This is a genomic window from Alteromonas sp. G4i13, from assembly GCF_054960505.1.
This window is the reverse complement of record NZ_JBHNYX010000009.1, coordinates 1-12701: the sequence shown is the minus strand read 5'-3', so window position 1 is coordinate 12701 and position 12701 is coordinate 1. Positions and strand designations below refer to the sequence as shown.

9 protein-coding genes are annotated in these 12701 nt (G+C 44.5%); 6 read left to right on the top strand and 3 right to left on the bottom strand.

The features are described from left to right. Window positions 1-26: 26 nt before the first annotated feature. Window positions 27-1949, bottom strand: a complete 1923-nt coding sequence (locus ACFI6J_RS06015; RefSeq protein WP_014975982.1) for a PrkA family serine protein kinase — start codon at window positions 1947-1949, stop codon at window positions 27-29. 241 nt (window positions 1950-2190) lie between these two features. Then, window positions 2191-2772 (bottom strand): superoxide dismutase [Fe], encoded by a 582-nt coding sequence (gene sodB / locus ACFI6J_RS06010; protein WP_014948764.1) that lies wholly within the window; start codon window positions 2770-2772, stop codon window positions 2191-2193. A 349-nt stretch (window positions 2773-3121) separates the two neighbouring features. On the opposite strand from sodB, the gene ACFI6J_RS06005 reads away from it, so the two are divergent. From ACFI6J_RS06005 to ACFI6J_RS05985, 5 genes are all read left to right on the top strand, one after another. Next, window positions 3122-3472, top strand: a complete 351-nt coding sequence (locus tag ACFI6J_RS06005) for a Grx4 family monothiol glutaredoxin (protein WP_014948765.1) — start codon at window positions 3122-3124, stop codon at window positions 3470-3472. A 334-nt stretch (window positions 3473-3806) separates the two neighbouring features. After that, the gene (locus ACFI6J_RS06000; protein ID WP_039226539.1) at window positions 3807-6395 is read left to right on the top strand and encodes a TonB-dependent receptor plug domain-containing protein; all 2589 of its coding nucleotides are present in this window, start codon (window positions 3807-3809) and stop codon (window positions 6393-6395) included. An 82-nt stretch (window positions 6396-6477) separates the two neighbouring features. Next, the gene (locus ACFI6J_RS05995; RefSeq protein WP_014948766.1) at window positions 6478-7110 is read left to right on the top strand and encodes an RNA polymerase sigma factor; all 633 of its coding nucleotides are present in this window, start codon (window positions 6478-6480) and stop codon (window positions 7108-7110) included. A 1-nt stretch (window position 7111) separates the two neighbouring features. Then, window positions 7112-8167 carry a FecR domain-containing protein gene (locus ACFI6J_RS05990; protein ID WP_283626418.1) on the top strand — a complete coding sequence of 352 codons (1056 nt, stop codon included), beginning with the start codon at window positions 7112-7114 and terminating at the stop codon, window positions 8165-8167. A 219-nt stretch (window positions 8168-8386) separates the two neighbouring features. Then, window positions 8387-11320 carry a TonB-dependent receptor domain-containing protein gene (locus ACFI6J_RS05985; protein WP_462585861.1) on the top strand — a complete coding sequence of 978 codons (2934 nt, stop codon included), beginning with the start codon at window positions 8387-8389 and terminating at the stop codon, window positions 11318-11320. A 259-nt stretch (window positions 11321-11579) separates the two neighbouring features. On the opposite strand, the gene ACFI6J_RS05980 is transcribed toward ACFI6J_RS05985, so the two are convergent. After that, window positions 11580-11774 (bottom strand): bacterioferritin-associated ferredoxin, encoded by a 195-nt coding sequence (locus ACFI6J_RS05980; protein ID WP_462585791.1) that lies wholly within the window; start codon window positions 11772-11774, stop codon window positions 11580-11582. A 275-nt stretch (window positions 11775-12049) separates the two neighbouring features. On the opposite strand from ACFI6J_RS05980, the gene ACFI6J_RS05975 reads away from it, so the two are divergent. Beyond that, the gene (locus ACFI6J_RS05975) at window positions 12050-12655 is read left to right on the top strand and encodes a peroxiredoxin (RefSeq protein WP_014948770.1); all 606 of its coding nucleotides are present in this window, start codon (window positions 12050-12052) and stop codon (window positions 12653-12655) included. Window positions 12656-12701: the final 46 nt, after the last annotated feature.

Genomic DNA, 12701 nt, shown 5'->3' with positions numbered 1-12701 from the left:
CGCTTCAGCACCACATGCGTTTAGCGCTAAGACGCTTTACGTACGCGCAGGTACCATTCACACAGCAACCGAACTTGTTTTTGCGTATATCCCTTCTCGGTCATACGATTTACAAAGTCGTCGTGTTTTTTCTGCTCCTCTGCAGAGCCTTTGGTGTTGAAAGAAATAACCGGCAGTAAGTCTTCCGTGTTAGAGAACATTTTCTTCTCAATCACGGTGCGAAGTTTTTCGTAACTGGTCCATGCTGGGTTTTTGCCGCCGTTATTTGCACGGGCTCTCAAAACAAAGTTAACGATTTCGTTACGGAAGTCTTTCGGATTACTTATTCCCGCAGGCTTCTCTGTCTTTTCTAACTCAGCATTCAGTGACGCTCTGTCGAACAGCTGTCCGGTTTCTGGGTCGCGATACTCTTGGTCTTGGATCCAGAAATCAGCATAGGTTACATAGCGGTCAAACAGGTTTTGCCCATATTCAGAATACGATTCTAAGTAAGCCGTTTGAATCTCTTTACCAATGAATTCCACGTAGCGAGGAATGAGGTAGCCTTTCAAAAACTCCAAATACTTATCAGCGGTTTCTTGAGGGAACTGCTCCCGTTCAATTTGACGCTCCAGTACATAAAACAAATGGACTGGGTTTGCCGCCACTTCTTGATGATCGAAGTTAAAAACCCTGGAGAGAATCTTAAATGCAAAGCGGGTGGATAACCCTTCCATGCCTTCATCGACACCGGCGTAGTCGCGGTACTCTTGATAAGACTTGGCTTTCGGGTCGGTGTCTTTCAGGCTCTCGCCATCATACACGCGCATTTTAGAAAATAGACTGGAGTTCTCTGGCTCTTTCAAGCGCGATAACACAGTAAACTGCGCTAAACACTCTAGCGTGTCTGGCGCACAGGGCGCGCCGTTAAGCTCGCTGCTGTCTAGTAACTTTTTGTAGATCTTAATTTCTTCACGTACTCGCAAACAGTACGGTACTTTTACTATATAGACACGGTCTAGGAAGGCTTCGTTATTCTTATTGTTTCTAAACGATTGCCACTCAGATTCGTTTGAATGCGCAAGTATAAGCCCATCGAAGGGAAGCGCAGAGAAGCCCTCTGTTGGGTTGTAGTTACCCTCTTGTGTAGCAGTTAAAAGTGGATGCAGCACTTTAATCGGTGCTTTGAACATCTCCACAAATTCCATTAAGCCCTGATTGGCCTTACATAGTGAACCTGAATAACTGTAAGCATCAGGGTCGTTTTGTGCATATTGTTCTAAGCGGCGAATATCAACTTTACCCACCAAAGATGAAATATCTTGGTTGTTTTCGTCACCGGGTTCGGTTTTAGCGATACCCACCTGGTCGAGCACTGATGGATAAACGCGAACCACCTTGAACTGGGTAATATCGCCATTGAATTCATGCAGGCGTTTGCGTGCCCACGGCGACATAATGGTTTTTAAGTAGCGCTTAGGAATGCCGTACTCTTTTTGTAAAATGTCGCCATCTTCTTTGACATCAAACAGACAGAATGGATGGTCGTTAACAGGCGAGCCTTTCAGCATGTAAATAGGTACGTGCTGCATAAGTTCTTTAAGTCTCTCTGCCAGAGACGATTTACCGCCACCCACTGGGCCGAGCAAATAGAGAATTTGTTTCTTCTCTTCAAGACCTTGTGCGGCGTGTTTAAGGTAAGAAACGATTTGTTCTATGGCTTCTTCCATGCCATAGAATTCTGAAAAAGCTGGATAACGAGAAATAACGCGGTTTGAGAAAATGCGGCTAAGTGCCGGGTCGTTGGCAGTGTCGATTAATTCAGGCTCACCAATAGCTTGTAGCAAACGTTCTGCTGCATTTGCATAAGCGGTTTGATCCTCTTTACAAATTTCAAGGAACTCCCCAATGGTGAACTCTTCCTGTTTTCGCTCTTCATAGCGACTTTGATAGTGTTCAAAAATACCCATGAATACCCCTTAAATACGGAACCCCGTAATTTCAGCTTAGTAGGTATTTGGGAAAACGATAGTAATTATTGTGTATAGTTTTTAATCTTTTCGTCTAATGAAAAATGCAACTTTAATAAGAATTTAGTGTCACTTAATGAACAACAGTGCATAAAAAAAGCCCCGCTTGGAAGCGGGGCTTTTTATAACTGATACTTTACGCTGTTAAGAGCGCAAGGCGCTTAACGCTTCAGTCTTTTGCTTATGCAAAGTTGCTGCTTGCGAATTCCCAGTTAACCAGCGCCCAGAAATTTTCTAGGTACTTAGGACGCGCATTGCGGTAGTCGATGTAGTAAGCGTGTTCCCAAAGGTCAACAGTAAGCACTGGCGTAAGGTCGTCGCCAGAAATAGGCGTTTGCGCGTTGCTTGTGTTAACGATATCTAGGCTGCCGTCTGCAGTTTTAACTAACCACGTCCAGCTTGAACCGAAGTTGTTAACAGCTTTATCGTTAAATGCTGCTTGGAAGTCTGCGAATGAGCCCCACTTCGCGTTGATAGCTTCTGCTAGCGCGCCTGTTGGCTCACCGCCGCCATTCGGGCTTAGACAGTGCCAGTAGAACGTGTGGTTCCATACCTGCGCTGCGTTATTGAAAACACCGCCGTCAGAAGATTTGATGATTTCTTCTAGGCTTTTGTTTTCCATGTCAGTACCTTCAACTAGGCCGTTAAGCTTAGTTACATAAGTAGCGTGGTGCTTGCCATAGTGGTACTCAAGCGTTTCAGCAGAAATATGCGGTTCTAGTGCATTTTGTTCGTATGGTAATGCTGGTAATTCAAAAGCCATGACGGTCTCCATGTTGGTTTAGTATTGTAGTCTAAAGCCCACTTATCTTCGCCTGTTCAATAAGTGCATATTAATTCTATGTTCAATATACTGCTCTAGACGCTAAAGCATATCCCAAATGTGGGGATAAAGTCCTATAACTCAATGACAAAAATGTGAATTTTTTTTCAAAAGTTAAAATGTGACACTAATTTGTATTGCAATGTATGGGTAGATAACGATTCAGAAGTTGAAAAGATCAATTTAGCTATGGGTAATTAAACATAAAATTATGATACCCTTTCCCTTGATAAATCATTCATGCATTCCCATCTAACTGGGAATACACTTTTGTGCTCAGAGGAATCAAATGGATAATACTGAAAATCAATCAACGCTAGATAGAATCAAGCAGCAAATCGAAGAAAACCCAATTTTGTTGTATATGAAGGGTTCTCCTAAACTACCTAGCTGTGGCTTTTCTTCACAAGCATCGCAAGCGTTGATGTCATGTGGCGAACCATTTGCTTATGTAGATATTCTTCAAAACCCAGACATCCGCGCAGAACTACCAAAATATGCAAACTGGCCGACATTCCCGCAACTATGGGTTGAAGGTGAGCTTGTAGGCGGTTGCGATATCATTATTGAAATGTTCCAACAAAACGAGCTTCAACCGCTTATTAAAGAAACGGCTGCAAAGTACAAAGAAGCAGAGTAAATCTTGTTTCCATGTACAAATTTTTAGGTTTGTAAAAAACGATTTAAAAGCCGGCTTATAGTCGGCTTTTTTTATTAAAACCCGCCAAAAATCCCGCACTTTTATTCCCGTAAAAATTATATAGACAGGTCAGAAATTAAAATCCTCTACGGAGTGAAAAAATATTTTTATTTTGTCGAAAAAGGTTTGTTTTTTAATATCTTGCGTTCTATAAAAAACACCATCTGACCGCAAATGAGTCAGTGTTGAAGGTAAAAAATAACAACTACTCTGAGCATTTTTTTAATGTGTTTAAAACGCTGAAGGTGTCTTAGAGAAACTCCGGGAAACCACCATGAATACAACCTTGTCTTTATTGACCAAAAACGTGCGTGGCGTATTAGCTGCATCAGCTGCGTTTTCAGTAATGGCCGCTGCACCTGTTTATGCGCAAGAAGCTGAAGAGAGTGCTAAGGCCGAAGATTTTGAACAAATTGCGGTAGTTGGTTCACGTGCAGCGCCTCGCTCGGTCGCTGACTCAGCGGTGCCAATTGATATTATTTCTGACGAAGAGTTTAAGCAGCAGGGTGCCACTGATATGGTATCTATGATGCAGACTGTTGTTCCGTCTTTTAACGTAAACGACCAGCCGATCAACGATGCTTCAACGCTTGTTCGTCCTGCTAACCTTCGCGGTATGGCATCAGACCACACGCTTGTGCTTGTAAATGGTAAACGTCGTCACCGTTCTGCGGTTATCACTTTCCTTGGTGGTGGTCTTTCTGACGGTGCACAAGGTCCTGATATTTCTGTTATCCCAGCAGCGGCATTAAAGCAAGTGGAAGTACTTCGCGATGGTGCAGCAGCACAATACGGTTCTGATGCGATTGCGGGCGTAATTAACTTCGTACTTAACGATGCATCAGAAGGCGGTTCGTTTGAAGCCCGTTACGGCTCTTTCTACGAAGGCGACGGCGACATGATTCAGATGTCGGGTAACGTAGGTCTTCCTCTATCTGACAAAGGCTTTATTAACCTTTCAGCTGAATACCGTACTGCAGACGACACATCTCGAAGTGTACAGCGTGCAGACGCTGCTGCATTGATAGCGGCTGGGAACACTTTTGTAGCAGATCCTGCGCAAATTTGGGGCTCACCTGAGATCAAACACGACATCAAACTTTTCGCTAATGCAGGTATAGAGCTTTCTGCTACCTCAGAAGCTTACATGTTTGGTAACTACGCCGAGCGTGAAGTTGAAGGTGGTTTCTACTTCCGTAACCCACACAATCGTGGTGGTGTGAACGATGGTGGTACAAATGACGATGGCGAGCAACTACTGCTTGTTGGTGATTTAACCGGCGATATGTCAGGTAACTGTCCAACCGACATCGTAGTTGGTGATAACGTACTAGAGAACCCGCGTTATATTAACGAAGTTCAGAACAATCCTGACTGTTGGGCGTTCAACGAAATGCTGCCAGGTGGTTTCACACCTCGTTTCGGTGGTACGGTTACAGATATGTCACTTGTCTTTGGTACGAAAGGCGAACTTGACCACGATATCACGTATGACGTGAGCTTGAACCTTGGCCAAAACGAAGTTGACTTTGCTATTAGCAACACCATCAACCCGTCTTTAGGTCCAGAAACACCTACAGAATTTAGCCCAGGTCGCTATACGCAGTCTGAGCAAACCCTTGATATTGATTTCACTAAGCCGTTCGATGTTGGTTTATATGAACCACTATTCGTGGCAACTGGTTTCCAATATCGCAACGAAAGTTATGAGAGCTTTGCAGGTGATACTGCCTCTTATGAAATAGGTCCGCTGGCGACACAAGGCTTTGGCATTGGCTCAAATGGTTTCCCTGGCTTGGCGGCCAATAGCCAAGGTCGTGTGTCCCGCAACAACATCGCACTGTACATTGACGCAGAAGCGTATATCACTGAAAACTTCATGTTAGCCGGTGCGCTACGTTATGAAGACTTCTCTGATTTCGGTGACACAACGAAAGGTAAGATTGCTTTCCGTTGGCAAGCACTTGAGAACATTGCTTTCCGTGGTGCGTTCTCAACAGGCTTTAAAGCACCTACCCTTGGTCAAAGCAACGTGCGTAACGTAACTACCGCGTTTGGTACAGGTGGTGAACTTATTGACCGTGCAACACTGCCTCCGACAGATCCAGTGTCCCAACTTAAAGGTGGTGAGCAGTTAACGCCTGAAGAGTCAGAAAGTATCACGTTTGGTGTGGTAGCCGATTTCGATAATGGTCTATTCATTACCGCAGACTACTACAACATCGAACTGACTGACCGTATCAGTACTGCCTCTGGTATTGCGCTGACTGAAGAAGACATTGCCACGCTGCTTGAGCAAGGTATCAACGATGCGTCTAGCTTCTCTGAAATCAGTTTCTTTACTAACGACTTCGACACCACCACCGAAGGTGTAGACGTAGTAGCGAACTATTCGATGGATATGATGGGCGGTGAAACTAAGTTCTCACTTGCATATAACTGGACGTCTACAGAAGTTGACCGCGCGTCGGACAATATCTCTGATTTCCGTATTCGCATGCTAGAAGATAACCTTCCAGCGGTACGTTACAGTGCAACAGCTAACCACACTAATGGCGACTGGCGCTTCCTTGCGCGAATGAACTACTACGGTAGCATCTTCGAAGATCACCTAGACTCTGCATTGCCGATTGACAAAGTAGGTTCTGAAATTACGTTCGACTTTGAAGTAGCATATAACTTCACTGAAGAGTTCACGGTAACTGTTGGTGCTAAGAACGCGTTTGATGAATACCCTGACGAAAACAACACTGATGCAGGTGGTATCACCTACGCACAGATTGCAGGTTCAGCGTATCCGACAACATCACCAATTGGTATAAACGGTGGCTTCTACTACCTAAGAGGTGTTTACACTTTTTAATAGGTAAGCAATTACCTATAAACCAAACTTTCACTTAATGTTTCAAAGTTAAGGGGGCATTAGCCCCCTTTTATTTTATTAGGTGAAAAAGAACGAAAAAGCAGGCATTATTGATGCCAATGTAAGCAAATCGAAACACACAACATTTAATATTATGACGAGAAAGTCGACAGTAGCTGAAACCTTTTTAAAATACCGCTCAAAGCTAATGCGTGCGGTAGGTTCTATTGTTGGCGCCGACGACATTGAAGACATCGTGCAAGAAGCTTTTATTAAAAGCTACGAAGCAGAGTTAAAACAAGAAATACAATATGAGCGTACCTATATGCTCAAGACAGCGCGTAATCTAGCGCTGAACCATGTTGCGAAAGCTGAAAACAAAAATAAGCAGCAGCTCGATGACATGGATATTTTGCCTTATGAACTTGTAGGGCACAGTTTAGAAAAAAATGTAGAAAGCAAAGAGCGTTTTATTCATTTTTGCCGAGCAACAGATACATTGTCTGCTGATGTAAAACGCGTATTTTTGCTGAAAAAAGTATATGGCATGCGACAAAAAGAGATTGCAGAGCTTGTGGGGCTAAGCGAAAGCACCGTTGAGAAGCATGTCGCCAAAGGTTTAATGATGTGCTCTAGGTACTTAGCCGAGCTGTCAAAGGACAGTGCATCCCCCCGTGCCACTGCTAACGCGACTCAGGACATAAGCCGTAGTTAACATGAACAATATTCGCCAGTTTTCAAGCAAAGAAGATATCCAAGAGCAAGCATGCTTATGGATAAGCCGTCTCGATCGCGGCTTAAACAGTGACGAAAAGACGGAGCTAGATGCTTGGTTGTCGGAAAGTAATGCGCATCGTCAAGCTTTGCTCGACGCCGCTAGCTTGTGGGACGACATGTCGGTATTAAATGAATTGAGCGGTTTATTCCCGCAGCCTACCTCACGTCAGTCGTCGAAAAAACGCAACATGCCTAAAACAGCGGTTTGGGGCATCGCGGCCACATTTTTAGTGATGGCAATTGCTGTTGGGGTAGTGGTTCAGCGCACGTGGCTAGATAGCACCCCTGAATTCGCAGCGGTAACACAAAAGGTACAAACCGGTGTTGGCGAACAGAAAAACGTGACGCTAGCCGATGGCTCTAAACTTCATCTAAATACAAACTCTGTAGTTACCGTAGACTTCTCATCAACGGCGCGCAATATCGTTTTATTGAAAGGGGAGGCACACTTTGAAGTGGCTCACGACACGTCTCGCCCGTTCTCTGTGACTGCAGGCAACAACACCGTTACCGCTGTTGGAACTGCTTTTAATATGCAATATGTGGATGATAATGCGTTTGAGTTAGTGGTTACCGACGGAAAGGTATTGGTGAAAGATCGCTTTAAGGCTTCGTCTTCCAACGAGTCGCTCTTCACTAAACGTCCTGTTGCTGAAGAAGGGCTTCTCATGTTCGCAGGTGAAAAAGCCACAGTGCAAGGTAAAGTTGAAGCCCGTGAAAGCATGTCTCAAAATGACATTGACGACGATTTAGCGTGGCAACAAGGTATGATTGTATTTAAAGGTGAACCGCTAGAGGCCGTATTAGCTGAGATTGGGCGCTATACACCCGTTCGCTTTAACATTTCGGATGAAAGTCTGCGCAAGCGACGTGTAGCGGGCTACTTTAAGGTAGGCGATATAGACGGTTTGTTGTCAGCACTTAAGAGCAGCTTTAATATCAATTACGAGAAAGTCACAGAAACAAGTATTGAGCTTAAGCTAGCGAAAAGTTAAATATTTCTGAAAGATAGGTGCTTTCTACTATTCGTAGTTGGCATCAATTTCTTTAATGTGACAATATAATTAAAATAATAAGCACATCGATTTTATATCTTGCAATACAGCAATTTTGCGATAAGCAGGCAAACCAAAAAGGCAATAGAAAAGCTGCATGCCCTAGCGTGTTCGGCCCAATGCCTTTCGCAAAAAAGAATGTGCAAATTCTCCCGTATTTTGTCCCTCTCGGCACTACACATAGCGTCTGGCTTTTTTCTTTTAATAGCACCAGCGCCAACGCTTCAAGCACAAACAGACAGCCCGTCGCAATCACCCGACCAAACCGAACCAAAATTGGGTGCTTACAGCTTTTCAATACCCGCACAAAATGCCAATGAAGCGCTAACCGAACTAGCTAAACAGGCAAATACCACATTGCTTTTTCCTTTTGATTTAGCAAAAAAAGTGAAAACAAACGCATTGGAAGGTACGTTCACACTGAATGAAGCGCTGGCACAGCTTCTTGAAGGGACTGAATTGGCGGTAGTGACTGATGAAAGCGGTGCGGTAAGTATTCGTTCTCGCTCATCGTTAGTGGCGAAGGAAACACAGCCACAAGATACCGAAAAGAAAACAGACGAGGGAGGCAATGGACTTGAAAAAATTGCGGTCGTCGGTACTCGTAACTCGCCTCGAAGTGCTGTTGACTCACCAGTTCCTTTGGATGTGATTGGTTCTGAAACCCTCAACTCACAGGGGAATTCAGACGTGCTTTCTATGTTAAGCGTGATGGTTCCTTCGTTAAACGTAAACGATCAGCCCATCAATGATGCCAGTAGCCTGGTAAGGCCGGCGAACCTTAGAGGCATGTCCTCGGATCACACGCTTTTGCTGCTTAACGGAAAGCGACGCCATCGCTCTGCGGTAATCACGTTTTTAGGCGGAGGTTTATCTGACGGTGCCCAAGGGCCTGATATATCGGTTATTCCTGCCTATGCGTTAAAGCAAGTCGAAGTATTGCGAGATGGTGCAGCAGCCCAATATGGCTCAGACGCCATTGCAGGCGTGATTAACTTCGTACTTAAGGATGCTCGTGATGGAGGGCATGTTGCGCTGAAAGTTGGCGGATACAGTGAAGGCGACGGCGAACTTTTTCAAGTGCAGTTGAATAAGGGCTTTGCTATTGGAGAAAACGGCTTTTTAAATGCAACGGCAGAGTATCGTCAGCAAAATGGCACGTCGCGCTCTGTACAGCGGATTGATGCGCAGAACTTGATTGACCAAGGGAATGTGTTCATCGCGTCACCGTCCCAAGTATGGGGAGCGCTTGATGTTAACGAAGATATTAAACTTGCGCTAAATGCAGGCGCAGACATTTCATCTAAATCACATTTTTACAGCTTTGCCACTGCAGCAAGAAGAGAAATAAACGGTGGTTTTTACTTTCGAAATCCGCAAACCCGAGAAGGGGTGTTCAGCCGTACCGACCCAAATACAGGGGAAAGTCGTCTGATTGTAGCCGATCTCGATGGATTGGAAAGTGGAATTGCTTGCCCTTCTATAACCTTGTCCAGCAATAGTGTATTGCTGGACCCCGCGTATCAACTTATTGCAGATAACACAACGGCGCTTGGTGCCAACTGTTTTGCTTTCAACGAGTGGTTCCCTGGCGGTTTCACACCAAAATTTGGGGGCACGATAACGGATGCTTCTATTGCGATGGGCGTTAAACATGAGTTACCTAATGGCTGGGCGATGGATGCCAGTGCGACATTGGGCTACAGTGACATTGAGTACACCATCTCAAATACGGTTAATCCATCGTTAGGGCCACAAACGCCAACGTCGTTTTCGCCCGGTGGTGTGTCGCAAGTAGAGCGAACGCTTAACTTAGATTTTAACAAACTCATTCAAACTATTTTCGACGATCCGGTTAGCATTGCCGTGGGCTTAGAATGGCGTAAAGAAACCTATTTTCAAAAGTCCGGCGATGAAGCGTCATATATTGCAGGCCCTTTCGCTCTAGAGCCGCCACTTGGGTTGAACCAAGGCTTTTCCATCGGTTCCAACGGTTTTCCGGGGTATCAGCCTCAAAGTGCTGGGCACTGGAGCAGAAGCAATTGGGCCGTGTACGCCGATTTGGAATTTTATGTTACCGAAGCATGGCAGTTTGGCGTGGCCACACGTGTAGAGCATTTCAGTGATTTCGGTTCGACATTCGATGGGAAATTGAGTACTCGCTATAAACTAAATGATATTTTTGCATTACGCGGGTCTGTAAACACTGGTTTTAAAGCCCCAACAGTAGGGCAGAGTAATGTTATCAACGTAACTACCGCCTACGGTGTTAACGGTTTGGAAGACCAAGCAACGCTGCCTCCCACTGATCTTATCTCACTGCAACTAGGCGCAACTCCACTTACGCCTGAAGAATCGGTGAACTTTAGCCTTGGGCTTGTTATGCAGGCAAGCGAGAACTTTTTTGCAACGCTCGACTATTTCAATATTCGCCTTTCTGATCGCATTAGTACGACATCTGCAATTCCGTTGACCGACGACGACATTAGTGCACTTATTGCCCAAGGGCGTCCAGATGCGGCGAAATATAATGCTGCAAAGTATTTTACTAATGACTTTGATACAAAAACTCAGGGTGTTGATTTAGTTGTTAACTACAATTTTGCGCTAGCTGATTGGTCAAATTCTTTACTTCTTGCCTTCAACTGGACAGATACACAAGTAGAGCGGGTTACACTTTATCCTGCGCAAGTGGGGGACGAAATACGGCTTCTACCTAATCTAACACAGGCAAGAATTCGTATGCTGGAAGATAACTTGCCTGCTCATCGAGGCAGTATCACGCTGGAGCAATCGAAAGGAAATTGGGCATTTACTTGGCGACTTAACTATTACGGTGAGTTTTATGAAGACCATCTTGATGCGTCCGCAGGCATGGACATATACGGCAATGCGTTAACCACATTCGATGCCCAAGTCGCATGGAAAGTACTGCCTCAAACACAAGTTACCCTCGGCGCCCAAAATCTGTTTGATTCGCTGCCTAATGAAAACCCTTTTCAAGGTGAAGTTGGCGCACTCTACCCACCTACATCGCCTAGCGGTATCAATGGGGCTTTCTATTATGCAGGCATTGAGTACACCTTTAACTAGGGCATGCTTCAGCAAAGCTATGTAGTTAAATGGCAAGCTGCACTCAGTGAAAGTAAGAAAATGAGCCTAGCTCTGAGTTTGAAAGGACAACAACCTATCGTTTTAGGTGACGATGTGAATGTTACTTAGGTAATTAAATTGATATGACTTAGGCCACTTAAAGGAATAATCGTGATAATAAATATAGTGTTTTAAGTCTAGCCAAGGATGCTAAGAGCGATGACGTTGCGTGTTAAGAATACGCGGGTTGGCTAATTGCCTAGCCAACGTCTTTGAATAGGGAATCATCGACGATAGTTTGGTCAATGATCTGTTGCGCCATGTTGATGCACTTACCGCATTGTGAGCCAAGCTCTAAATGTTGACGTAACTCTCGCATATTTCCCACACCGTTTTCTTCAACCGCTGCGCGAATGCTTTTATCAGTTACCCCATAGCACATGCAAACAAACATTAAACGTACTCCAAATGAATCTGTAAATGATAATAATTGTTATTCTTTGCTTTAGCAAGTGGATAATGACAAATTTAATACAAGGTAATTGAAGAAAGACTGAACAGTGTGGGGGGATGTTAAGCGGTTATTGGTATGATCAGTAAAAAAACTCGTTGTTTAATATTGTTATTTCCATATTCGTACCTATTTTCTTTGAAAGAAATTTCTTATCAAAGTGGTTACGCAACGTAATCACTTCTATTATTACAATCCAAATATAAATGGAGAGACTCATGAGTGTATTAGTTGGCCGTCCAGCACCTGACTTTACTGCAGCAGCGGTACTTGGTAGTGGTGAAATTGTTGACACTTTCACACTAAGTGAAGCAATCAAGGGCAAGAAAGCTGTTGTATTCTTCTACCCACTAGATTTTACGTTTGTTTGCCCGTCAGAGCTTATCGCCTTTGACAAGCGTTTCGACGAGTTCAAAAAGCGTGGTGTTGAAGTGATCGGTGTTTCAATCGACTCTCAGTTCTCACACAATGCGTGGAGAAACACTCCGGTAAATCAAGGTGGTATTGGTCCGGTTAAGTACACCCTTGTTGCTGACGTTAAGCACGACATCTGCCAGGCATACGATGTTGAGCACCCAGAAGATGGCGTTGCGTTCCGTGGTTCATTCCTAATCGACGAAGAAGGTATGGTACGTCATCAGGTAATCAATGACCTTCCACTTGGCCGTAACGTTGATGAAATGCTACGCATGGTTGATGCACTAGCATTCCACCAAGAGCATGGTGAAGTTTGCCCAGCGGGTTGGACTGAAGGTAAAGCTGGTATGGATGCGTCGCCTGAAGGTGTTGCTAAGTACCTATCTGAAGAAGCAGACAAGCTATAAGCTAAACTGTTTAAAGATTATAAAAAAACAGCGCCTTTTGGCGCTG

Excerpts from the sequence above, each read along its gene's own strand:
- ACFI6J_RS06015 (WP_014975982.1), bottom strand. The coding sequence starts at position 1,949 with ATGGGTATTTTTGAACACTATCAAAGTCGCTATGAAGAGCGAAAACAG.
- sodB (WP_014948764.1), bottom strand. The coding sequence starts at position 2,772 with ATGGCTTTTGAATTACCAGCATTACCATACGAACAAAATGCACTAGAA.
- ACFI6J_RS06005 (WP_014948765.1), top strand. The coding sequence starts at position 3,122 with ATGGATAATACTGAAAATCAATCAACGCTAGATAGAATCAAGCAGCAA.
- ACFI6J_RS06000 (WP_039226539.1), top strand. The coding sequence starts at position 3,807 with ATGAATACAACCTTGTCTTTATTGACCAAAAACGTGCGTGGCGTATTA.
- ACFI6J_RS05990 (WP_283626418.1), top strand. The coding sequence starts at position 7,112 with ATGAACAATATTCGCCAGTTTTCAAGCAAAGAAGATATCCAAGAGCAA.
- ACFI6J_RS05980 (WP_462585791.1), bottom strand. The coding sequence starts at position 11,774 with ATGTTTGTTTGCATGTGCTATGGGGTAACTGATAAAAGCATTCGCGCA.
- ACFI6J_RS05975 (WP_014948770.1), top strand. The coding sequence starts at position 12,050 with ATGAGTGTATTAGTTGGCCGTCCAGCACCTGACTTTACTGCAGCAGCG.